General features: G+C 56.2%; 23 protein-coding genes and 1 pseudogene. 8 read left to right on the forward strand and 16 right to left on the reverse strand.

What is annotated here, in order from left to right:
* The first annotated feature begins 486 nt into the window (after window positions 1–486).
* The 3 genes from ACR0LX_RS19590 (at window position 487) to ACR0LX_RS19600 (ending at window position 2,270) form a co-directional block, all read left to right on the forward strand.
* Window positions 487–1,167 (forward strand): IS6 family transposase, encoded by a 681-nt coding sequence (locus tag ACR0LX_RS19590; RefSeq protein ID WP_480785169.1) that lies wholly within the window; start codon window positions 487–489, stop codon window positions 1,165–1,167.
* A 540-nt stretch (window positions 1,168–1,707) separates the two neighbouring features.
* Window positions 1,708–1,992, forward strand: a complete 285-nt coding sequence (locus tag ACR0LX_RS19595; protein WP_480472954.1) for a CopG family ribbon-helix-helix protein — start codon at window positions 1,708–1,710, stop codon at window positions 1,990–1,992.
* A complete protein-coding gene (locus ACR0LX_RS19600; protein ID WP_480785170.1) occupies window positions 1,989–2,270 on the forward strand; it encodes a type II toxin-antitoxin system RelE/ParE family toxin in 282 nt (93 codons plus the stop codon). The genes ACR0LX_RS19595 and ACR0LX_RS19600 overlap by 4 nt, the downstream gene beginning before the upstream one ends.
* Before the next feature lie 223 nt (window positions 2,271–2,493).
* On the opposite strand, the pseudogene fghA reads toward ACR0LX_RS19600, so the two are convergent.
* The 12 genes and pseudogenes from fghA to ACR0LX_RS19660 all read right to left on the reverse strand — a co-directional run bounded on the left by fghA (window position 2,494) and on the right by ACR0LX_RS19660 (window position 15,534).
* Window positions 2,494–3,318 (reverse strand): annotated as a pseudogene (gene fghA / locus ACR0LX_RS19605) (S-formylglutathione hydrolase).
* A gap of 3 nt (window positions 3,319–3,321) precedes the next feature.
* A complete protein-coding gene (locus ACR0LX_RS19610) occupies window positions 3,322–4,434 on the reverse strand; it encodes an S-(hydroxymethyl)glutathione dehydrogenase/class III alcohol dehydrogenase (RefSeq protein WP_480785198.1) in 1,113 nt (370 codons plus the stop codon).
* A gap of 119 nt (window positions 4,435–4,553) precedes the next feature.
* Window positions 4,554–5,222 carry a glutathione S-transferase family protein gene (locus ACR0LX_RS19615; RefSeq protein ID WP_170592406.1) on the reverse strand — a complete coding sequence of 223 codons (669 nt, stop codon included), beginning with the start codon at window positions 5,220–5,222 and terminating at the stop codon, window positions 4,554–4,556.
* Between the two features lie 8 nt (window positions 5,223–5,230).
* On the reverse strand, window positions 5,231–6,958 hold the full coding sequence (locus ACR0LX_RS19620; RefSeq protein WP_480785171.1) for a Rieske 2Fe-2S domain-containing protein: 1,728 nt from the start codon (window positions 6,956–6,958) through the stop codon (window positions 5,231–5,233).
* A gap of 22 nt (window positions 6,959–6,980) precedes the next feature.
* The gene (locus tag ACR0LX_RS19625; RefSeq protein WP_170592399.1) at window positions 6,981–7,838 is read right to left on the reverse strand and encodes an aromatic ring-hydroxylating oxygenase subunit alpha; all 858 of its coding nucleotides are present in this window, start codon (window positions 7,836–7,838) and stop codon (window positions 6,981–6,983) included.
* Between the two features lie 25 nt (window positions 7,839–7,863).
* On the reverse strand, window positions 7,864–8,772 hold the full coding sequence (locus ACR0LX_RS19630) for an aromatic ring-hydroxylating dioxygenase subunit alpha (protein WP_480785172.1): 909 nt from the start codon (window positions 8,770–8,772) through the stop codon (window positions 7,864–7,866).
* A gap of 21 nt (window positions 8,773–8,793) precedes the next feature.
* Entirely contained in the window at window positions 8,794–9,723 is a 930-nt protein-coding gene (locus ACR0LX_RS19635; protein ID WP_480785173.1) for an ABC transporter permease, read from the reverse strand.
* Window positions 9,716–10,831, reverse strand: coding sequence for an ABC transporter permease (locus ACR0LX_RS19640; protein WP_480785174.1), 1,116 nt, complete (start codon window positions 10,829–10,831; stop codon window positions 9,716–9,718). Before ACR0LX_RS19640 ends, ACR0LX_RS19635 begins: the two co-directional genes overlap by 8 nt.
* Entirely contained in the window at window positions 10,828–12,354 is a 1,527-nt protein-coding gene (locus tag ACR0LX_RS19645; RefSeq protein ID WP_480785175.1) for an ABC transporter ATP-binding protein, read from the reverse strand. Before ACR0LX_RS19645 ends, ACR0LX_RS19640 begins: the two co-directional genes overlap by 4 nt.
* A gap of 86 nt (window positions 12,355–12,440) precedes the next feature.
* The gene (locus ACR0LX_RS19650) at window positions 12,441–13,472 is read right to left on the reverse strand and encodes a BMP family lipoprotein (RefSeq protein WP_480785176.1); all 1,032 of its coding nucleotides are present in this window, start codon (window positions 13,470–13,472) and stop codon (window positions 12,441–12,443) included.
* Window positions 13,473–13,500: 28 nt separating this feature from the next.
* Window positions 13,501–14,463, reverse strand: coding sequence for a PDR/VanB family oxidoreductase (locus ACR0LX_RS19655; protein WP_480785177.1), 963 nt, complete (start codon window positions 14,461–14,463; stop codon window positions 13,501–13,503).
* A 15-nt stretch (window positions 14,464–14,478) separates the two neighbouring features.
* Window positions 14,479–15,534 (reverse strand): Rieske 2Fe-2S domain-containing protein, encoded by a 1,056-nt coding sequence (locus ACR0LX_RS19660; RefSeq protein ID WP_480785178.1) that lies wholly within the window; start codon window positions 15,532–15,534, stop codon window positions 14,479–14,481.
* A gap of 230 nt (window positions 15,535–15,764) precedes the next feature.
* On the opposite strand from ACR0LX_RS19660, the gene ACR0LX_RS19665 reads away from it, so the two are divergent.
* Window positions 15,765–16,604, forward strand: a complete 840-nt coding sequence (locus tag ACR0LX_RS19665) for a helix-turn-helix domain-containing protein (protein ID WP_480785179.1) — start codon at window positions 15,765–15,767, stop codon at window positions 16,602–16,604.
* 402 nt (window positions 16,605–17,006) lie between these two features.
* Here ACR0LX_RS19665 and ACR0LX_RS19670 read toward each other — a convergent pair whose 3' ends face one another.
* The gene (locus ACR0LX_RS19670) at window positions 17,007–17,600 is read right to left on the reverse strand and encodes a TetR/AcrR family transcriptional regulator (RefSeq protein WP_480785180.1); all 594 of its coding nucleotides are present in this window, start codon (window positions 17,598–17,600) and stop codon (window positions 17,007–17,009) included.
* A 104-nt stretch (window positions 17,601–17,704) separates the two neighbouring features.
* Here ACR0LX_RS19670 and ACR0LX_RS19675 point away from each other — a divergent pair, with 104 nt between their 5' ends.
* Together ACR0LX_RS19675 and ACR0LX_RS19680 are read left to right on the forward strand one after the other, a co-directional pair.
* Window positions 17,705–18,130: a VOC family protein gene (locus ACR0LX_RS19675; protein ID WP_480785181.1), complete on the forward strand. Its 426-nt coding sequence runs from the start codon at window positions 17,705–17,707 to the stop codon at window positions 18,128–18,130.
* A 365-nt stretch (window positions 18,131–18,495) separates the two neighbouring features.
* Window positions 18,496–19,284 carry a VOC family protein gene (locus ACR0LX_RS19680; protein ID WP_480785182.1) on the forward strand — a complete coding sequence of 263 codons (789 nt, stop codon included), beginning with the start codon at window positions 18,496–18,498 and terminating at the stop codon, window positions 19,282–19,284.
* A 298-nt stretch (window positions 19,285–19,582) separates the two neighbouring features.
* On the opposite strand, the gene ACR0LX_RS19685 is transcribed toward ACR0LX_RS19680, so the two are convergent.
* Entirely contained in the window at window positions 19,583–19,813 is a 231-nt protein-coding gene (locus ACR0LX_RS19685; protein ID WP_480785183.1) for a hypothetical protein, read from the reverse strand.
* 97 nt (window positions 19,814–19,910) lie between these two features.
* A complete protein-coding gene (locus tag ACR0LX_RS19690; protein ID WP_480785184.1) occupies window positions 19,911–21,503 on the reverse strand; it encodes a tetratricopeptide repeat protein in 1,593 nt (530 codons plus the stop codon).
* A 163-nt stretch (window positions 21,504–21,666) separates the two neighbouring features.
* Between ACR0LX_RS19690 and ACR0LX_RS19695 the strand changes: the two genes are divergently transcribed.
* On the forward strand, window positions 21,667–21,978 hold the full coding sequence (locus ACR0LX_RS19695) for a hypothetical protein (RefSeq protein WP_170451072.1): 312 nt from the start codon (window positions 21,667–21,669) through the stop codon (window positions 21,976–21,978).
* A 20-nt stretch (window positions 21,979–21,998) separates the two neighbouring features.
* Window positions 21,999–22,598, forward strand: coding sequence for an HdeD family acid-resistance protein (locus ACR0LX_RS19700; protein WP_480785185.1), 600 nt, complete (start codon window positions 21,999–22,001; stop codon window positions 22,596–22,598).
* Window positions 22,599–22,665: 67 nt separating this feature from the next.
* On the opposite strand, the gene ACR0LX_RS19705 is transcribed toward ACR0LX_RS19700, so the two are convergent.
* Window positions 22,666–23,163, reverse strand: coding sequence for a DUF6653 family protein (locus ACR0LX_RS19705; protein WP_480785186.1), 498 nt, complete (start codon window positions 23,161–23,163; stop codon window positions 22,666–22,668).
* Window positions 23,164–23,193 lie beyond the last annotated feature (30 nt).

Here is a 23,193-nt window from a genome sequence, read left to right on the forward strand (position 1 = left end):
GTCCTTAGTTTTGGCGTTTGAACGAAGGGCAGGGGAGGTCGAGTTGGGCTCGGCATCGCCGACCGGTTAATTGGAATCACTGGTAACCGCACTGCCAATCTGAATGGGATAGGCATTTCAAAGTTGTAGGGCAGGGCGGTTGGGCGAACGTGCGAGGAACCCCGCCCGAGACAACTTTACCTTCTATAAGTATTTAACTTTGAGTGGTCTCGTGCACACTCCGCCCGGGGCATGATGTCGCGATCCAATAATCCTGAATATTTGAGCAGAAAGTCGTTAGTTTGAGCCTAGACGGCATTGCCTGTAGTCGTTTGCTTTCCAAGCCTTCAGACTCTGCGTTTCAGGCGTCCGCTGAAGTTATCACTTCACTTTCGCAAAATTGGCAGGAATGACCGCGCAAAGGATCTGTTGCAAACTTTTTGCCATTGACGCTCAAGAACGCAGAGAGTGAATAGCGGCCGGTGTAATTCAGCCGAAAGTCAGTTCATGATTTCTTTCAAGGGTGCGCAATATCCGAAGGATGTGATCCTATTCGCGGTCTTTTTCTACGTTCGATACGGTGTTTCATACCGTGACCTGGAGGAAATCATGAGTGAGCGCGGTGTTTCGGTGGACCACACTACACTGAACCGCTGGGTGAAGAGATACTCCAGCGCGATTGCTGAGGCCGCGCGTCGCCGCAAAAAATCTTGCGACCGTTCTTGGAGAATGGACGAGACCTACATCAAGGTGAAAGGGGCATGGGTATATCTCTACCGAGCTGTCGACAAGCACGGTAAGACGCTTGATTTCATGCTTTCGCAGCGTCGAAACAAACCCGCCGCCACCAAATTCTTTGCTCGGACACTGGAGGTCAACGGACTCCCGAGAAAGATTGTCATCGACAAAAGCGGAGCCAATACGGCTGGCATCAAGGCCATAAACAAAATGTTGAAAGGCTTTGGTTGCCCAGTCCCAATTGAAATGGTCAGGCGGAAATACTTGAATAACATAGTGGAACAGGACCACCGTTTCATCAAAAGACGAACGCGCCCGATGCTGGGGTTCAAAGCCTTCGCATCAGCAGCTGCAACGTTGGACGGAATTGAAGTGGCGCACATGATCCGCAAAGGTCAAATCACGCCCGGACTCTGTCCGTTTCGTCAGTTCGCGGAACTCGCCTCCTAAACCTGCTGCTACAGCGCGTATTCTAACTACAACTGAAACTTCGCAACAGAACCCTCTTTGAATCCGATAGTTAAGAAAGAAAAACCTTCTCAGATTCAAGTTTCTCCAGATCAAATGGAGCGCAGCTTTCCTCGTTTGTGCTCGGAACTTCGCTTTGCCCGGAATCAGGCTCATTGTGACCGACTTATGGACGATATCGCCGAATACCTACGATTTGGTCAGACTTGGTATGCTATGAAATCGACACATGGCCCAGCTCTCCGTTTCATGGTTTTGGGATTTATTTTCCAACGAGCGGAGAACATAAAATCTCACCAGGCCTATTTGATTTCTCTGATGTCAAAGATCGATCGGGGAGACATGCAGCCAACCGCATTGTTGGCGCAAAACTCAAAATAACCGCAGACGAGCAGGCCGTACTTATGAATTCCCATCTCGCTTATGAGTTCAGAGCAACAGACGAAGTTCATCCCATCGATCTATTGTGAATAGAATGCGGATGTATTACATTGTACTACAACGCGGAAACCGGTGATTGCGATGAGAACCAGCCCATATTCAATCCGTCTTGATGAAGACTTGAGAAAGTCTCTGGAACGAGAAGCTGCGATAGAAGATCGGCCGCCTGCGCAGCTCGCTGTACGAGCAATTAGAATGATGTTGGAATCCAAGGCCGCAAAGCGAGCAGCCATTGATGCAGCTGTCGAAAAAGCAGATCTAGGTAAGTTCATCACGGCAGACGAAATGAATGCCTGGATAGACAGCTGGGATACCGAGAATGAGCTCTCTGCTCCGGTCGCAAGCGGGCAATCCAATAGCCAATGAAAATTGTATTTCTCGAAGATACGGCCCGGGACATTCAATGGTTCCGCTACTACTACACGTCAGTTTTTCCTGAAGGCAGCAAAAGGGCACGAGCACAGCTCAAAGCCATTCAGCTTACTCTTGCAGCAAACCCGTATGCAGGTCACCCAAGTGACACACGCCAAGACGTACGGGAGCTTTCAGTACCGCGAACCCCATTTACGCTAATCTATCGTGTAATGCCCACTCAGATAGAAATTCTGCGTCTCTGGGATACCCGGCAGGGCGCAGATTATTAAAACCCGGAGTCTAAACTGGCGGCATCAGGCGGGCAGGGTAGGGGGGGTAGGAAATCGAACTTATTCTGCTATTCGACCTCTAACTTCTGCACAGAGGGCGGAAAGGAGACATTCGCCGCAGCATCATTCTGGTTAGGTGACTTTCTGAATAGCGGACATTCGTTAGAATGCAGTTTCAAGCTCTATTTGAGAGAAACTGCGGGAACAAATACAATCGCCAAGTTCAAAGCAGCCTGTTTGCGTGCCAGTCTACGTGATCCTGGGCGAAGCTTACGACGAAGTAATAGCTATGATTGTACCCTTCATGTTCCCGATAAGTTAGTTCAACCTTCGCAGCTTTGGCTGAATGAGCAAGCGCCGCTGGGCTAAGGAGCTCATAGAACTGGTCATCATCCCCCTGATCGATCAGGATATCGCGCGGCCAGCCACGGGTTTGCACCAGAACGCTCGCATCGTGATCCTGCCACGCGGATTCATCTTCGCCCAGATAGGCCGTCAGTTGTTTGCGCCCCCAATTAGACCGGGTGGGGTTGGTAATCGGTGCAAATGCCGAGACCGATTTATACTGATTGGGGTTTTGCATTGCGAGCGTAAGCGCTCCGTGCCCACCCATTGAATGGCCGGTGACGCCGTGTGCCTCCGTAACCGGGAAATTGCCGCACACCAACGCGTACAGTTCACGCGAAACATAGTCATGCATGCGGAAATTTGGTGCCCAAGGGGCCTGCGTCGCATTCACATAAAACCCAGCACCCTGTCCCAGATCATAAGCTTCGTCATCGGCCACACCTTCGCCTCGTGGGGACGTGTCCGGGAAGACCAGCGCCAACCCGTGTTTGGCCGCAAATTGTTGCAACCCGGCCTTGGACATGGCGTTTTCATGAGTGCAGGTCAGGCCGGATAGATACCACAAGACTGGCACAGACGTCGTTTTGGCCTGCGGCGGCAGGTAGATACCGAAGGTCATGTCACAGCAACAGGCCGCCTAAGCGTGACTGTAGACTGCATTCTTTCCTCCGAAACACGCCGTGCTTTCGATCAGCTTCATGGATCAGAACTCAACAACTGCGCGGATGGACTTCCCTTCATGCATCAGGTCAAATCCGTGATTGATCTCGTCAAGTGTCAGCTTGTGTGTGATCATCGGGTCGATCTCGATCTTGCCGTCCATGTACCAGTCGACGATTTTGGGCACATCCGTTCGGCCCGATGCGCCGCCGAATGCCGTGCCGCGCCAGCTGCGGCCCGTTACCAGCTGGAATGGGCGGGTCGAGATCTCGGCTCCTGCCGGTGCCACGCCGATGATGATCGATTCACCCCATCCCTTGTGGGCGGCCTCCAGCGCTGTGCGCATCACGTTCACATTTCCCGTGGCATCAAATGTGTAGTCTGCGCCACCATTGGTCAATTTGACCAGATGCGCCACCAGATCGCCCTCGATATGTGACGGGTTAACGAAATCGGTCATGCCGAACTGACTTGCCATTTCGAACTTGCTGTTATTGAGATCAACGCCGACGATCTGATCCGCGCCCGCCAGACGCAGGCCCTGGATCACGTTCAGGCCAATGCCTCCGAGGCCGAAGACCACCCCGCGCGAACCGATTTCTACCTTAGCAGTGTTGATCACCGCGCCGATACCGGTGGTGACGCCGCAGCCGATGTAGCAGACCTTGTCAAAGGGCGCGTCCTTGCGGATCTTGGCCAGCGCGATCTCGGGCACAACGGTGTGATTGGCAAAGGTCGAACAGCCCATATAGTGGTGGATCGGCGTGCCATCCAGCATCGAGAACCGGGTGCTGCCGTCGGGTAGCAGGCCCTGCCCCTGCGTCGCGCGGATCGACTGGCACAGATTGGTCTTGGGGTTCAGGCAGTATTCGCATTCACGGCATTCGGGCGTGTATAGCGGGATCACGTGATCGCCGACTTCCAGAGAGGTAACGCCCTCGCCCACCTCGATAACCACGCCGGCGCCTTCGTGGCCCAAAATGGCGGGAAAGATACCCTCGGGGTCGTCGCCTGAGCGGGTGAACTCATCTGTGTGGCACAGGCCGGTGGCCTTAATCTCAACCAGAACCTCTCCGGCGCGAGGGCCCTCAAGGTTCACGTCCATCACTTCAAGCGGCTTGCCGGGGGCAAGGGCGACTGCGGCGCGAGTTCTCATCATGAGTCTGTCCTTACTTGGAAATTCGTCAAAAGGTGGCGTCCGGTCCAAATGTGTCGCATCTTGGGCCGGACGCCGAGTTTCGCCGCACGGGTATGCGGCGAAAAGGGGTTCCGGGGTTACGCGGCCTGTTCAGCCCCTTTTTCAGCCGCAGGCCCGGCGGGGAAGACGCCGGACATCACAACAAAGCCGGGCATGCGTTTGAACCGGTCGCACCAGCGGCGGATCGCCGGGTAATCCATCCGCGATATGCCGCCATCCTCGCTGAGCATGATGTAGGGGAAACAGGCGATATCGGCGATGGTCGGATGATCCCCCGGGCAAATCCAATCCTGCCCGTCCAGCTCGGCGAAATACAGGTGCTCGTCAAGGATTCGGAACAGGTTATGAGCGCCTGCACGGGCCGCGTCGATATCAAGATGGCGGTACAGCAGGCTGTCATGCAACCGCGCAGCCGAGGCGGTCGAGGTGATCCCGTCGGCAAAGGCCAGCCATTGCGACACCTGCCCCAGCAGTGCCGGGTCGCCGGTCGGGTACCATTTGCCCGAGCCGTCATATTTCGACGCAAGATAGACCAGTATCGCCTGCGCATCTCGCAGTACCAGCCCGTCATCGTCGATCACCGGCAATTGCCCCAGCGGGTTGAGCTTCAGGAACTCATCGGACTTGTGCTGAAGGCCAGGGTAGAAGTCGATCTTCTCGGTCTCGAATTCGATGCCCAGAAAGGACATCAGCAGACGCAGTTTGTAGCAGTTGCCCGACAGTTCATAATCATAAAGCTTGATCATCATGCACCTCAGATATCCAGAATAAGCCGGTCGGATTTGGCCCGGCTGACGCAAGTCATGATCGACTTGCCTTCGTCCTTTTCGCTGTCGGACAGGTAGACGTCCTGATGCAGCACCTCGCCTTCGATCACACCACAGCGGCAGGTGCCGCAGGCGCCCTGTTCGCAGGAGCTGCCCATGTTGATCCCGTTTTCGCGTAGCACCTCAAGAATGGTTTGGCCTGCGGGCACGGTTAGCGTCATGGCCGAGCGGGCGAGATCAATCCCGAAGCTGTTGGAATCGTCCAGTTCGACCGTGTTCTTGAAGTACTCGAAATGCACCGCCTCGTCGGACCAGCCGCAATCGGCGGCGACCTGACGGGCCGCTTCCAGCATTGGGCCCGGGCCACAGATATAGATGTGGCGGGCGTGGCCAGGATCAGCCAGAACCTTGCGCAAAGTGGCAACAGTTTCGTCTGGGGACAGGCCCTTGTGCAAGTTTGCCGCCTGTTCGAATTCACCGATGGCTTGTTTAAAGGCCACGTGGTCGTCGGACTGGACGAAATAGTGGAACTCGAACCCAAGGTTCTGGCTGTTCAGCGTTCGCGCCATCGACAAAAGTGGCGTGACTCCAATGCCCCCGGCAATAAAAATCGTTTTCACCGCATCGCGACGTAAAGGGAAGTTGTTGCGCGGAGCCGAAATCGCCAGAACATCTCCCTTACTGACGCTGTCGTGAATTGCAATCGAGCCGCCCCGGCTGTCCGGTTCGCGTTTCACGCCGATGGTGTAATGATCGGTCTCGCCTGGGCCGTTGGTCAGCGAGTATTGCCGCACCAGCCCGTTCTGGAGATGCACGTCGATATGTGCGCCGGGCTGGAAGGTGGGCAATCGGTTGCCGGTGATCGGCTCCAGCCGCAGACTGACAATCCCATCGGCCGTCACGCTTTTCGCTGCAACCTGCACACGCAGATCGGCCTTGCGCCCGTCCGTGCTGACGGCTGGGATATCGACCAGATCCTCGGCCACGCGCCCGATCGGAGCTGACATCGGTTCGGGGGCTTCAAGTTGCGCAGCCTGGGCTTCGATCTTCCGACGCAGTGCGCTCAGTGCCTGACTGTGATTACGCAGTAGCGCGACATGTTTTGCACCCTGCGCTGTCTGGTTCGCGAGCCCGCGAATGACGCTGTGATCGCTGTCGCAGGGCTGCACGAAAAACCGAACGGCGCTGCCGTCACCGGCTGTCACCGTGACCGACCCGTCATCGTTGATCGACCCGGTGCAGCCATCGGCAAAGCTGTAACCGGTCAGCGCCTCGATTACGAAATCACGCGGCGCGTTGACCGGGATCGGGCGCAACACGGTGGCCGTTTCGAACCCATCCAGTGCCGGGATGTCACCGACCGCCTGCTCGCCGCACCAGACCAGACCATGCGCCTCGTGCGCCGGGTAAGTGTTGTTGCAGATAGTCCGCGCCGGAGCGTCCGCCGGGTGCGCCGGGATATAGGTACAGCCCGCCGTGCGGTTGGCGTAGCGCCAGCCGTGATACTGGCATTTCAGCTCGCGCCCGTCATTTATGCCAATCGACAATCGCACACCGCGGTGCAGGCAGCGATTTTCCCAGATGTTGACATAGCCGTCATCGGCACGCCACACGGCGAATTCCCGCCCCAGCAGCTTGGCCTGATACACATGGCGCAGCGGCAGATCCGAGCTTGAGGCGATCGGGATCCATTGCGAATGAAGTTCCGTAGTCATTTAATGTCCTTTCTGCGCCGGCTCAGGCGACTGCTGGAAGCGTGCCAAAGGTGACCTCGTGGTCCCTCAGCCAGCGGCGATAAAGAATGGCGACTTTGTCCGCACGAATGGGAGTTTCGGCCCGTGGATCGAGCGGCAGCTTGCGCGGGATCTGGTTTTCCAGGATCGGTTTGTCCTGCGCAAAGATCAGCTGCATGAACCAGCGCAGCGTGTCCTCTTCCATCCCGTCCTTGACGTAGCAGAGATAGGGGTGAACGATGCATTCCTCGGGCCCGACCGGCTGAATGAACAGCACGATATAGTCGTTGCGGTCGGGATAGGTCGGGTTGGTTTTATACAGAGCCACCGTATAGGGCCGGTAAACGCGATAGGTGTATTCCACCATGATCCCTCCCTCGGCCGTGGGTGAGGCTTGCGGCTGATAGAAGTAGCATTCCGACGCGATGATCTCGTCATCTTTGGTCAGTTCCACCTCATAGGGTTGCACCTCGGTATGTGGTTCCTCACCCAACCAGCCGGTGTGAACAAATGGGAAGTGGCCCATGTCGAGGAAGTTCTCGACCACGCGAAGACCCGAAACCTTGACCCCGAACGAGCCGCCACTAACCAGATAGCGATCAGTTTCAAAGGCTTCGGGGACATGAATGATGTCGCGTTCCGGCGTGCCAAGGCAGGTCCAGATGAACCCGTATTTCTCCTGCAACGGTAGTTTTGGTCCTTGCGCAGTATTCCGTCTGACCGAGATCCTGCCATCCCCATCCCGTGACACATAGACCGGCTCTTCAAACAAAACGGTTTGTTGTACGTCGCCAAAGGCCAGCAGGTCGGCCTCGGCAACAACATGCCAGTCGTTCAACAGGATTTTGTTGTCGCAGGTCATGGTATCCTCCGTGTAATCGAATGGTTCAGGGGTTGGAGACCGGGATCACGCCATAGGTCAGGCCCTTGCCGCTGAGCCAGCGGCGATAGGCGATGGCGGATTTGTCGGCTCGGATCGGGGTTTCGGCACGTGGGTCCAGGGGTAGTCGCTTGGGCACCTGATTTTCGAGTATGGGCTTGTCCTGCCCAAAGATCACCTGCTGGAAATAGCGGATCGACTGATAGGTGTTCTCATTGTCCAGAATGCACATGCCCGTATGCGCCAGAATGCTTTCCGGCCCAACCGGCTGAATGAACAGATAGATCGCATCGCGCCGGGTCGGGTCATTCGGGCTGGATTTATACAAAATGGCGCAGTTCGGATGCGGCACGCGATAGGTGTATTCCACGTCTGCGCCCTCGTCCGAGGACAGCGCCGCCTGCGGCTGATAGAACCGGCAGCGCGTGGCGAGAATTTCATCCCGAGTTTCCGAAACCTCGACATCATATTCCTTGACCTCGGTATGGGGTTCCTCGCCCAGGATACCTGTGTGAACGTATGGGAAATGACCCATATCCAGAAAGTTCTCGACCCCGCGCCCGGCGGAGACATTCACGCCGAACATGCCCGTGGGCACAAAGCGGCGGTCGGCCTCCTGATATTCCGGAAAGGAAAACAGCGGTTCGGGATTGTCGCCCAAGCTGGCCCAGACATAACCGTATTCAATCTGAGAATTCACCTCCTTCCCAATCTTGCTCGGATCGAAGGCCATCCCCTCGGCCAGGTCAGCTGTGGGTTCCCAGACATATGCCTGACCATCCGCATCCATCCCAAAGGACAGGGTCTGACCCAGCAAGACTGTGCTGTGAACACCGCCCGCCGTCATCTCGTCGACGGATGAAAGGGGATGCCAGTTCTCCAGAACAACCGGGTCGGTGCAAGTTGCGGGTGTCATGAATGCTCTCCTTTTCACGGATCAGCGGAAATACGGGATGCCAAGGCGCTGCGGCTGGCGAGATTGTCGGCGCAGGCCCATCAGCAACAGGATTGAAGCGAGGTACGGTAGCGCCAGGAAGATCTGATGCGGCACATCGATGCCCAACACCTGCACATGGGTCGCCACGCTTTCCAGCAGTGCGAAGACCAGTACGGCAGCCAGCACGCCCTTGGGCATCCAGTTACCAGCAATCAAGGCTACGATTGCCAGCCAGCCGCGCCCGGCGGTGATGTCGGCCAGAAAACGGTCCGAAAAACCCAGCATCAGGAAGCCGCCCCCAAGCCCAGTCATCACACTGCCGAACAGAACGGCACCATATTGGCGGGCTCCAACGCTCAGGCCCTTGATGTCCAGCGCCTTAGGATTTTCTCCCAAGCAGCGCAGCTCCAACCCCCAACGGGTGCGGTAGAGCAGATACCAGACCGCGGGCACGGCGAGGAAGGCGACATAGGTCAGCAGGCGCTGGTCGAACAGGATTTCTCCGACAATGGGGATCGAAGACAGGACCGGGATCGGGACGTTTTCGAACCCGTCGAATGTGGGCTGAGCGCGGCCCTTGATATACATGCGGAACCAATAGAGCGTCAGGCCCGCGATCAGCAGATTGACTGCGAGCCCGGTGATGAAGTGATCCACCCGCATGGTCACGGTCATAAAGGCGATGATCAGCCCGACCAGCGCCCCGGCCACCATAGCCATAAGGACGGCAAGCCAGATCGACCCGGTGGCGGTAGCGACGAAGTAGGCGGTGAACGCGCCCATCAGCATCGTGCCCTCGACACCCATATTCCAGATGCCCGCGCGCTGGGTCACCAGCTCTCCGATAGCGGCGAACAGGATCGGGGTGGCGATACGGACCATCCCCGCAAGGATGCTGATCAGAATGGTTTGCTGGAACAACTCACCCATCGGTCTGGACCCTCACGATCTTGTAGCGGGCGGCCACGCCGGCACACAGGAAGGTCAGCATCAGAATGCCCTCCATCGCCGGTACAAGCGCCGCCGGTACCTGCGCCAGAAGTTTCATGTAAAGCGCGCCACTGCTGAGCCCGCCAAAGATGATCCCGGCCACCACTGTGCCCAAGGGGCGCAGGCCGCCGATCATGCCGATGATGATGCCGGTATAACCGAGGTTGAACAGCGTGTCGGACCGGAGCCTGTGCGCAGTTCCAAAGATTTCCGACACGCCCGCCAGCCCGGCAATCGCGCCGCTGAGGATCATCACCAGCACGATGGTGCGCCCGATATTGGTGCCGCGATAGGCAAGTGCCACCGGGTTGTAGCCCATGGCGCGGATTTCATAGCCCAGCGGGGTCTTGTCCAGAACAATGTAGCAGACCAGCGCCGCGACAATGGCGAAAGCAAAACCCAGATGCAGCTTGCTGCTGCCGAACAAAGCAGGCAATTGAGCGGCCTCGCTGATAGGCGCGGTTTGCTGATAAACGACCGAGGTCGACACCTCGGTCCAGGGCCCGCCGCCAATCAGATACGACAGAAAGAACACGATCAGATAGTTCATCATGACGGTCGAGATGATCTCGTTCACGTCGAACCGGTCTTTCAGGATCGCCGCCAATGCGCCCAGAACCGCCCCGCCGATCATGCCGCACAGGATGATCCCGGCGATGTACAAGGCAGGCGGCAGACCAGCCAGCATCAGATAGCCGGTATAGGCCCCCATCGCACCCGCATAGACCTGACCTTCCTGCCCGATGCTCCAGACTTGGGCGCGGAAAGCCACCACGGTCGCCAACCCGGTCAGGATCAGCGGCGTCGCCTTGGCCAGCGTTGCGACAAGCGCCTTCTGGCTGCCAAAACCGCCGTTCAGCAGGGCCGAGAAGGCCTTGATCACATCCGCGCCGCTTGTCCAGAGCAAAAGTGCCGACAGCATCAGCCCGAACAGGGTCGCTGCCAGATACATGGAGAACGTCCAGATCGGTTTGCGGTTCACGCGGGGTTCGATCCTGATCCGGGTGATTGGGTGTGGTGCCCCGGTATCGCGTTCGATGGAGGTCATTCCGCAGCCTCCTTTCTCTCACCGGCCATTAGCAGGCCAATCTCTTCGATGGATGTGTTTTCGGGGTCGACCACGCCGGTGATCCGGCCACCCGAGATCACCGCGATGCGATCCGACAGGTTCAGCAGGTCTTCCAGTTCTTCCGAGGCCATCAGCACGGCATAGCCTTCATCGCGTTTTGCGATGATCTGCTTGTAGACATATTCAATCACGCCCAGATCCAGCCCCCGCGTCGGCTGATTGGCCAGCAAAAGCTTGTTCGAATGCACGAATTCGCGCGCAAGAATGACTTTTTGCGCGTTGCCGCCAGACAAGTGGTTAACCGGAGTAGTGGCGGATGGCGTTTTTATCTGAAACTCGTCGATCAGACCTTCGGCGATGGTACCGATCTGTTTCTGGTTCAGAAAAGGCCCCTGGGTGTAGTCGTCATGGCGCTGCCAGCCTAGGATCATGTTTTCCTGAATGTCGAACTCGGGGATCAGCCCCTCACGGAAGCGGTCGTCGGGCACCAGACCCACACCGCGATCCATATAATGGCGGGACGGCAACCCTTCGATCCGTTCACCCGCAAGCGTCACGTTGCCGCTTTCGGGGATCAGGATGCCCGATAGAATTTCGAACAACTCCTTCTGCCCGTTGCCGGACACCCCGGCCAGCCCCAGTATCTCGCCTTTGCCGATGGTAAGGCTGACCTGATCCAAAGCCAGATTTTCCCGGTTGTCGCGATAGCTCACCTTGTCAACAATCAGAACAGTTTCCGGTACTGCCGCCTCTTCAGCCGAGCGATCCCGGATCACGCGCAACTCGACATCGCGGCCGACCATCATGCGGGTCAGTTCTTTGGGGGTCACGTCGCCGGGCCGGACGGTATTGACCACTTTACCCTTGCGCAGGATGGTCACCCGGTCGGACTGCATCACTTCGACCATCTTGTGACTGATCAGCACAATCGACAGGCCGAGCTCCTTCATATGGTTGATGATGCGGAACAGGCGAATGGACTCCTCGGGCGTCAGCACCGCCGAGGGTTCGTCCAAAATCAGAATTTCGGCGCCCAGATACAGCGCTTTGAGGATTTCAACCCACTGCTGCTGCCCCACCGCAAGGTCACGCACCACCGCGTCAGGGTCCAGGTCGATTTCGTATTCCCGGCACAGGTCCGCGACGCGCGCACGCGCCTCATCCAAATTGAGCTTCCAGCCGTTTTCATGCGTTCCGACAACGATGTTTTCCAGCACGGTGAAATCGGGCACCAGCACGAAATGCTGGTGCACCATGCCGATCCCCGCACGGATCGCATCGCGGGGCGAGCGGAACTTGACCGGTTCGCCGCGCAACTCCAGACCGCCGCCTTCGGGCTGATAGAACCCGAACAGGCAGGACGACAGCGTCGATTTTCCTGCCCCGTTCTCTCCGAACAGGCAGTGAATTTCCCCGGCGACGAGATCGAAGTTCACGTCTTCGTTCGCGATCACGCCGGGAAACCGTTTGGTCAGGTTCACTGTTCTTAAAATCGGAGACATTGGCTTTCCCATCATTTGGGCTGGCTGTCCTTGCCTATCCCGGTGCAGGCATTGCACCCGGGGCGGGTTCACAAACTGTAAGCCGTTCAATCGGACTTGGGCGGCGATACGTCGAGTTCGACCGTCAGCGCGCCCGATGCGATATCGTCCAGTGCGGTCTGGACCTGTGCCTGCACATCGTCCGGGACCTTGTCAGCCAGATCATAGTAGGGGGCGATACTGGTGCCGCCTTCTGCCATGCCGCGCCAGATGATCTCGGTATTGCCCTCGAACGGTTTGCCATCGGTCTTGTTGGCCCACCATTCATCAACGACCCATTTCACGTCCGGGTCCCAGTTCGCCAATGAACTGGACAGGATCGTGGACGGCGAATAGTGATGGTCGTCTCCAAAGTTCGAGAAGCAAAGAATACCGGCCTCTTCGCAGGGCTGAAAGTTACCGGCCAGCTGGTAAATGATATCCGCGCCGGTTGAGATTTGCGCCGAGGTCATTTCTGAGGCCTTGCCCGGATCATACCAGCTTTCGATAAAGGCGACCTTTTGTTTGATTTCGGGGTTGACCGATTTAGCCCCCGCGAAAAAGGCATTGATCAGGTCGTTAATGTCATCGGCGGGATAGGTGCCGACAACACCCAACGTGTTGGAACCAGTCAGATTGCCTGCAAGAATTCCCAACGCATAGGCTGATTCATGCACGCGTTTGTAGACCCAGTACTGGTTGCCCCCCAAACCTTCATTGCCTGAACCCACCACGACAAACATGATTTCAGGAAACTCATCCTTCAGCTTTTTCACCTGATCGGAATAGGTCGAATGCGCCCAGATGATGTCATATTCACCCGACTCGGCGAACAGGCGCATCGCATCGCCTGCGTCATCGCCCCAGAGCGGATCGGTATACTGCCAGCTGATATCCAAATCATGCGGCTTTTCGGCCTTCACACGCTCCAGCGACTGGATGAGTGTACCGTCCCAGCTGGATTCGATACCCGCCGACAGGATGATGGCGATGTTCAGATCCTCGGGGTTTTCGGCGGCGGCGAATTGAGTCGAGGCCAGAAACGTACCCAGCCCGAAAGTCAGCACGCTGGCGGATTTCAGAAATGTTCTTTTTCGCATTGCTTTCGTTCCCTGTTGTTTGTGGATGTCATAAATCCAGTACCAGTAGGTCCGAATGCGCCCTTGAACAGCACACCGTCATCTGGTTGTTTTCTGCGTGTTCTTCATCTGTCAGCACGTAGTCCCGGTGATCCGGAGTACCTTCGAGGACTTTGGTGATGCAGGTGCCGCAGATGCCCTGCTCACATGATTTGGGGATGTCGAATCCCATCTCTTCCAACACATCGATGGCAGCGCTGTCCGCCGGGATGTCGACGATCTGGCCAGTGCTGGCGATCTTGATCTTGAATGGTTGGTCATCGCCATCCGTTGCAGGTGGATCGACCGCGAAATACTCACGATGAACAGCCTCGAACGGCCAACCTTTGTGGGCCGCGTCCAGCACCGCATCCATGAACCCGGTCGGACCGCATACATACAGATGCGTTCCCGCGTCCGGGGTGTGGCTCAGCTCCGCGACATTGAATTTCTGATCCTCGGCCCCGTCGTCGAAATGCAGATGCACCCGATCCGAGAATTCCGAGGCCAGCAGATCCTCGCGAAAGGCCATGCGTACTTTGGTTCGGGCGCAGTAGTGCAATTCAAACGACGCACCTTTCGCATTCAGTGCCCGCGCCATCGACAGGATCGGCGTGATGCCGATGCCGCCTGCGATCAGCAAGGAATGCTCGGCCTTGTCCGACAGAGCAAAATGGTTGCGGGGCTCGCTGATCTCGACCCGTTGGCCGACATCCAGATTGTGCACGGCTTCAGAGCCGCCCCTACCGTCGGTTTCTCGCAGCACGCCCAGGCAATAGCGGTCTGTCTCGGATGGGTCGTTGCACAGGGAATACTGACGGACCACGCCGTTACTCAGGTGGATATCGATATGGGATCCGGCGGTGAATGCAGGCAAGGACTTACCATCCGCTGCCACCAGTTCCAGCCCGGCAATATCGTGGGCCAGAACCGACTTTTCCCTGATTTCCACCTTGATAAGGGCGACCGTCATCGTTGCTCTTTCTGGTTAACTTGCGATCGGAGCGCCGAGGCCGAATTTCTTGACCAGCGCACGCCGGTAATCCATGGAAATCCGGTCCGCAGGAATGTGCATTTCCTCGCTCAGATCCAGTGGCAGATCTTCGGGGTGCTGGCCTTCGACAAGCGGTTTATCCTCTTCGTTGATCTGAGAGGATTCTTTGACCAGATAATCTGCGTCCGGCTCTTCGGTATTGTCAGTGATGATCTGGAACAGTTTCGATTCATGCGCCGAAACCGGGCAGACCGTGTCTGCAATGATCTGCACATAATCGCTGTCGATCGGCTTGATGTAGATGGCGGTGCTGAACGGGAAGGTCAGTTCGTAGGTGTAGACCACCTCGCGATCATCAGCCTCCACCCTATCAGGAAAACGATTCCCACCTTCCAGATAAGGCATGTCAAAAGTCAGCCCGTAATCCGTTTCATGAACCTTATACAGCGGCAACGGCGCGGGTATTTCATTTCCGAACGTGTCGCCATGTACGAATGGAAAATGCGCCAGATCGTTGAAGTTTTCGACATGTCGGCTGGCTGCAGCCATCCAGGTGCCGGACGGAATGAAGTTCAGCTTGATGTTGGGGTCGTCCAGCATTTCCCACGTTGGCAGGGTCCAGTTGGGTTCCCCGCTCAGGCAAGCCCACACGATGCCGTATCTCTCTTCGCTCAGAACGGAGTAGAGTCGCATCTTGGCCGGAATCTTCGCATTCTGGTGCGGCATCGAGGGAATCTTGGTGCACTGGCCAGAATGATCGAAACACAGCCCGTGCATCGGACAAACCAGGTTATCGTCGCGAACCCAGCCTGCGCTCAGCCGGGTTCCGCGATGGGGACAGATGTCGTGCGCAACCGACACGCCTTGAGACGTCCGGTAAACGACCAAATCCACATCCAGCAGCCGCGCCTTTACAGGTTCATCCTGAATTTCATGGGCATAAGCGATGGGATGCCAAAAGTTGCACAGAATGCGCCAATCGGTTTCGTCAAAGGTGCAATTGCGCGGCAAATCACTTGCGAATTTTGAGTGATTTACGGACTGAAACATGGCTGGCACTCCGGGCTGGCGGTGTATTTTCCGCAGGTGGCTGAAGGTGATAACACCCACACTGTGTTTGCTCGAAATCAATAAATAAATGACGGAAAATCATCTGAAATTGACTGTAATGAATAAAACCGTCATATTTCATGCATGTTTTTTAAACCGGCAACGCCACCTGCATTCAGACTGGTGGTTGCATCCTTCTAATCGTTAATCCGAGTCGCGGCACCTGGCACATGGACCAACTCATCAATCAGATCCGGGGCTACTCTTTCGGGGGGATGACCTATGAAAAGGGCGGCCTATTCGGCCCGATCATGCGCCCCTATCTCTCGGTGATTGTCATCGAAAGCGGCAGTTGCACGATGCGCTCGGATGCTGGGAGTGTAACCGTCCGATCCGGTCAGGTCGGTATTCTCGCTGGACGCAAACGGTTCGAATTCGACTATCTCAGAGGAGAGAGTACAACCGTAAGCTGGTGCGAGGGATTCCTCCCGGACCTGGACCCGACAGCATTCGAGGCGCAGTTCACGCATTTCGAACCAATCCCGATTTCAGAGCGGCTCAAAAGGTTGCAACGCATCGGAGTGAGTACTGGACATGCCTCATCGGCCGACCTGAACAGCCTACGCAACGCAATCGGCCTGTCGGTATTTCGCGCTTTTCTGCTGGAAGCGCGTCAGGATCAGTCCGAAAAGAAAATGCCTGTGCGCGTTTTAATAGCCAAACGGTTCATGGACGACAATATCAGCGACGAAGCCGTCGAGGTAAATGCCGTAGCGCGACATGTCGAAATGTCTCCGCAGCACCTGATTGCTTCCTTCAAGACGACCATAGGTATAACGCCGGGCAAATACCTCTGGCAGATACGCGCGGCCAGAGCGCGGCAATTGTTGGTTCACACGCGCCTCAGTCACGCGCAAATCGCATTTGAATGCGGTTTTAAAAGCGTGTCTCATTTTTCCAGAAGCCTGAAATTACGATTTGGCATCACCCCCAGCCAAATTCGCCGCGAGATGGGGTTTGTACAGTCAAGTGAAATGGATAGTTCCGTCGAAGAGTTCTTTTTTGATTGACAGGCTAATGATAGATTCTTCGTTCAACTCGGCATTTGTTGAAATAAAAGACATATGTAACGTGGAAGACGACAGTACTTGAAAGCAGCAAGGTTGTTACCATGATCGTTGCGCCGGCTCTGACCCGACCGATCCTTATCCTCAATGTTCGCGATTTTTCACCGAACAGACACCGATTTTTCCCAGTTCGACAGTTCAGGGGTTTCACCCGCAAGACACTGATATATTAGCTGGTTTCAATCCTAAGGATGTCAAATAACCTTGAAACTGTGCAGCTGCAGCGAATGTCTGGAATTCTGATTGCAAACACAGTGTGTCAAGGACCCAACGAGTGACCGATTAGGGCCGAGTAACTCACGGAAGAAAGGGTAGGGACCCATACTGCGGGGCTTCCGAGGTCTGCTAGTTGCCCTTGAGTACTTCACCAATCAAATGGTTCATAACCTCCTTGTAGACCTCCGGATCGCCCCCATAGGCGATCTCAAGAGAGGCGCGATCAAACGCGGCCGACAACAAATTAGTCAAAGCATCGATCTGTTTTGGTGAATGCTTAGGAAGAGCCCGCGAAAGCCCTTCACGAAGTTCTGCTGTTCCATTGGCCTGGGTCAACGCGACAGCGGTGCTGTGCCCTAATACCGCTGGGGCCTCTTCCATCAGGAGGCGCACCCGACCTGGAACCAACATCGCATCAAAAAAGGCATTCGATCCTGTCACCATGGCCTGTTCGGGATCGGCCACATTGCGCGTTTCCTGGTCAATATGGTGTGAGATTGCTTTGGCCTCCTCTTCTGCGACGGCGCGGAAAAGGTCAGCCTTGTCCTTGAAATGATGATACAGCGCGCCGCGGGTTACGCTGGCCTTACGTACGATGTCTGGGGTTGCAGTATCGGCAAATCCCGAATTCACAAACAGTTCTCGGGCAGCCACTATGAGTTTGGCACGCGTTTCCGCGCGCCGGTCTGCCTGGCTTCGTCGGGCGGGTTTTTCTAAGGGCAAGATTAATGGTTCCGAATATCACTACATGCACCTTACATACATCTTGCATGTATTTGCAAATCTATGATACATACATATTGCATGTAAGTTAGGGAGATAAAGAAATGCGCGTCACTCAATATTACCCGGTCATTCAGTCTGAAACGGTTTCTGAAACGGCAGAGTTCTACAAACGTCACTTTGGCTTCCGCTCGGCATTCGAGGCGGATTGGTATGTGCATCTACAAAGTGAAGTGGATTCGTCGGTCAACCTCGCGATCGTCCAGTCGGACCACGAGACGATCCCGGAGATTTCCCGCGGTGCGTCTAAGGGCATGATCCTCAACTTTGAAGTCGAGGATGTCGACAAAGTGGATGAACGACTTCGGTCGCAAGGAGTTCCGGTTGCAAAGTCACTTGTAAGTGAGCCGTTTGGCCAACGCCATGCGATTTATCGCGATCCGAACGGGGTACTGATTGATGTTATCACTCAGATCCCACCCTCCGAGGAATTCCTGTCGCAATATGCAGCCGACGCGGTACCGTCGTAATTCAGGGTGCCGGATGGCCAGGTTGGTTCGAAGCAGTTGGAACGATTTGACCGCGTGCAAAGGGACCAATTCTGAACAGATCAGTGGCCCTTGCCGAGCTGGCCACCTTTGGTACTGGGGTGGCCTTGTGACCTGTGCCCATGTTCGAACGCTACATCGAATACGGCCGCCTGATACAACCCTTCAGTGAAGCCGTTAACGCTGGTAAATATTGCTTCGCCTAGCCTTCGGATCGCCCCGCAACGGATTCTATGGGTAAGTTTGCAGAATGGCTGACTGCCAACGGAGCCACTGAATTAAGTGACTTCACGGACCAGAACCGCGCAAATTGATCTGCATCAATATTTGGACCGCAAGCGAGAGTTATGGCGAACGGAAGCAGTTTGGATGAAGTCGCGGTGACAAGAGAAAAAGATGGCCGAATTGTCTGGCACGATCTTTTCACGCCTGATGTGGAAGCTTCCAGGTCATTTTACGAATGCGTGGCAGGTTGGAGCTATATTGTCGAACACGCCACAGATTTCGCATGGGGCGGCGGCCATAGAGATTTTTTCCTCGCCACTCTCGATGGAGAGGCAGGGGCCGGGATTGTTTCCCAAAATCAGGTGCTCTTTGAAGGTTGGATTCCTTATGTTGAAGTCGAAGACGTAGATCAGGCCGCCAAACTCGCCGTCAAGCTTGAAGGATCAGTAGTGAAACCTCCCTTTGAAGTTCCTGGGGTTGGTCGGAACTGCCTTTTACGTGATCCGCTTGGCGCATTCTTCGGTGTATCAGTTTCGCGGCACGAATATCCTGTCCCCGCTCGTCAGTTTACGCATGAACACTACCTATCCCGTAGCGGCGTATTCCCGGACAACTTCTACCACCAAATGTTCGGATGGAATCTCTCACCTGCTAGAAACGTACCTTCGTCACAGAGACCAATTAGTCTGAAAGACGAAGTGTTGGCGATATGTGCAGCGGAACCTGCAGTTCCCAACAACAACGTGGCGTGGGCGCCGGGTGTTCGCGTCCAATTTCTCGAAAACGCGCTGAGCAAGATCAACTCAGGCCCAGGTTCCGTGCTTGCTCGTCATCAGAATAATAAAAACACTTTTGAGAAGGGTCTGGTATGCGATGCAACTGGGGCATTGTGCTGTGTCGTCGAGAATTGATGCTCGGTCGCAAGGTTCGCAGTCTATTGTTTATAACGGCATCCTCAAGTGGGTCAAAAATCTCAAATCTGACTATGGTACAAGCGTAACGCAATTCCACTTTTCCCGTTAGAGATAATACATTTAGCGCCAGATTTCACAATCGCAGCGAAGGCAGGAAAGCGCGCTGCTAGCGAAGTGTGCGAGAACCATACTTGAGGTTCGGGTCGGGGCGATTGCACTTGATAGTTGTTAGAATTGTGAGCACGCAACATCCTGATGCGAAACGGCATTGTTTGGCCTTGAAAACAAGGACCGGCTATTCCAGAAATCCGTCGATGGTCGAGGCAACATCAACGGCGGTTTTCACATCAGACATGCTGGTGTTCTCAAAGGCGCTGCCGCTTTCGACACTTGGCCTGAGCCTCTCATAAATGTACAGGATGTCTTCTTCCAGTTTGGCCGGCTTTTCTTCCGACCAACCGGCTTTGGTCTTGGCGATGTCCGTTGCGAGTTTCATCAGATCAAGGCGCTGTGGCAAAGTTAGCATTGGTCGTTTCCGGGTCTGGTTGTGATGTCAGGACCAACCTACGCACAGCGGTTGAACGGGCAGAGTGAGTCACCGTTAAATCCCTGACGGCCGGACCTCAGTCCAACGCCCCGGTTGTGCGCAGCGCCTCGGTCATTTTCTGTGAGATGTCAGATGGCACATGCCAGATCGCGTAGAGCGTCTGGATAAAACGGTCAACATCGGGAATGTTGGTCTTCAGGGCCAACAGGGTTGAATCCAGGTCGGCGTCCGGTTCCGTGTATGGGATGCACATAAGCTCAAGCACTTCAGAACCATTCCACATGCCACCACCGACTTTGCGCGCCGCTGAACGCGCGCCGCTGTAATCATCTTTCATGAAACAGATCAGGAACGTGCTTGCGTGGTACCAGCCGGGCGGGTTGGGGCTCAGCTCGATCGCGCGGGCGCTCAGTCTCGCGGCCTGTTCAAGATCGCCGCGCAACGCAAAGCAGGCCGCCAGATCGGCCAACATGTCTGGATAATTCGGATTGGCCCGCAATGCTTTAGCGGCCGCTTCTTCAAAGCTTTCGAACTCTCCACGATGAAAATGGGTCAAAAACAACGCGTGCTGGCCGGTTGCGTTCAGAGGATCCAGAGCGACCGACCGCTGTGCGGCCTCCAGCGCGCGATCAAAGGGCGGGGGGGACTTGCGAAAATTGAACCCGCCGCGCAGTTCGTCGCCGTAGACAATCGCGAGCATCCCCCAGGCGCCGGCATATTCGGGATCAATCTCAACGGCGCGCTCCAGCAGGTCGCGGACCTTCTTGTGTTTTTTAACCGTGGGTTCACGCCAGTATTCGGTGGCCAGCAACCTGCACTGATAGGCATCCAGCGTGTGCGTCTGTGCCCTGCGCTGCACTGCACCTGTTCGATGGATCACTCCGTGGGGTTCCGCGATTTCCGTGGCGATCCGGGCGGCGATATCGTCCTGAATTTCAAACAGGCTGTCCGCGCTCAGGTCGCGGTCATAAGTGTCCGCGGAAACCTGTTGGCCGGTTTCCGCGTCAATAAGCTGGGCGGTGACGCGCAGCTTGTTGTCCCAATGTCGCACGCTGCCTTCGACCAGATATTGGACGTCGAGTTCGCTTCCGACCGCGCGCGGATCGCGGCCGCGGCCGCGAAAGCGAAAGGTGACGTGCCGGGACAGCACGCTCACCTCGCGAAACCGGGCGATGGCCGAGATGATTTCCTCGGTAAACCCATCGGCCAGATATTCCTGCGACGGGTCTCCGCTCAAGTTGTCAAAGGGCATCACGGCCACCGCGACCCGTCCGGTTGCCGTCGGGGGCGTTTCGGCATCGGTCCGGCGTTCGGGGTCAAACGCGATCTCAAACACCGGGGCGTAGGACCCCTTGGGAATATGTATTCGAACCGGGTCCTCGCGCCCTTCCTGAGCGTAATAGAGATCCAGCCGGCTGCGCATTTTATTGGCCTGAACCCGAACGATCGTGTCGATGGTGGGGTCGAAATCCTCGGGCTTGTCGAAAACGTCAATGCCGATTGCATAGCCTTTCAGCGTCTCGGACCGACCCGCCAGCGCTTCGCCGACAATATGCGACAGAAAGCGGTTCAGGCGCGTGGTATCCGCGAAATGCGGACTGACGAGGACGCGCTTCAACTGTTCCTGAATAGCGCTTGGATCGATGGCAGAGCTTACTTCGGCAAGCATGTTTCCCTCCGTCGCTCAACTTTGTCCGATGACGAGCAGCGCCACAAGACAGCGCGACGGTTTAACCGTGACTCACTCGGATGCGGGCCGTGGATCTGCGAGGGTCCGGGTCATGGCGCTCAAAAGAGCCCAGCAAACATATGACCCATGAAAGGACTGAACCATGACAACATTTTCCGAATTCGTACAGAAAGCCAAAGACGACTATACCCGTGTCGAGGACGAGCTGAAATCGTTCGAACAGAAGGTCAAGGACGCGGGCGACGCGACCGACAAGTGGACCCAGGAGCAGGTGACAAAGCTGCAATCCGATCTGCAGGAAGCAAAAGACAAGGTCACTGACCTTGCCGATCGCATCCAGAAAGAAGGCGAAGACGCTGTGACGGACGCGCATGATCAGGCGAAGAACCATTGGGAAGCCTTGCACGCCGCCGTTGCCGCCTATCGCGATCATCTCGACAAGTCGGTCGCCTGACCCTGATCCTGGAGGTCGACATGACTGATTCAGTTAATGAAACCGTGCCGAAACCCGCGCTCATGGAAGAGGTCGCCGGTTGGCAGCCTCGACCGGTCTGGCTGATTGTGCTCGGCGTCGCCATGCTCTGTGTAGGGCTGTGCGCCGTAGCCTTCCCGCTGATGTCCACGCTCACTGTCGAAGCCTTTGTCGGCGTGGCCCTGCTGGGCGGAGGCATCGTCACAGCGATTCAGGCATTTGCGGAAAAGGCGTGGAAAGGGTTCTTCTGGCTGTTGGCCATCGGTGTTCTGAACGTGATCGCGGGTCTTGTCCTGCTGCTTGATCCATTCGGTGGCGTACTGGCACTGACCCTTGCGCTTGGCACGGTCTTTCTGGCCGAAGGCGTGTTGCGGTTCGTGATCGCTATTCGGTCGCGTCAGGAGCGACCTATGGCGCTGATGATTGCGTCCGGCGCGATGGCCATCCTGCTTGGCGGCCTGATCCTGACCGGTATCGTCAATGGCTCGTCCCTTGTTCTGCTGGGGGTTCTTGCCGGCCTGAACCTGATTTTCGCCGGTGTATCCTTGATGTCTTTGGGGCTGTCGCAGCGGTCCTCGGCGCATGGGGGTCCACAAGCTTAAGCGTGTCCTGGCAGACCCGGAATGGCAGGGGCATCTGATGCTCCTGCTTTCCGTTTTCACAGCGCCGCTATTTTCCTTGCCAGGTGCTTGCTGCCCGAGTGTCTTCAAGCAGCCAGACCATGCGGTCCAGAAACCACAGCTTCCCACCCATAACCAGCAGCAACCCCAGAAGCGTCGGCCAGAATTGAAGCTGCCAAAGCCCCCAGACCAAGGGGCCGATTCCGACCGCGCTGACTGCGGCCAGAACAAGAGGCATCCTGCGGTGCCTTGCAGGGATCGGCGATTTCGCGCGCGCAAGCCAGATCCGTTCCCCAAGTACACCTTTGGACATCCAGTTTTCCGGATTGCCCGTTTTGCGGAAGGCGCGGGGGTTCCACCATGTCCAGAATACAACAACAACGACCGGAACAAGGCACCACCAGCCCAGCCAAACCCGGCTCCAGACGGCCAGAACGAACAGGGGCGGGATGCTCAGGCGGCTCCAGCCGCTCCACGGGTTGGTGTGCCGGTCCCAGACGTCGTCGGACATCGTCATGAGCTGTTCCAGAATGCTGCGATCGGTCATCGAACCCTCTTCCGAAGCTGGATCGCAATT

This window comes from Ruegeria sp. CH11 (assembly GCF_056537105.1).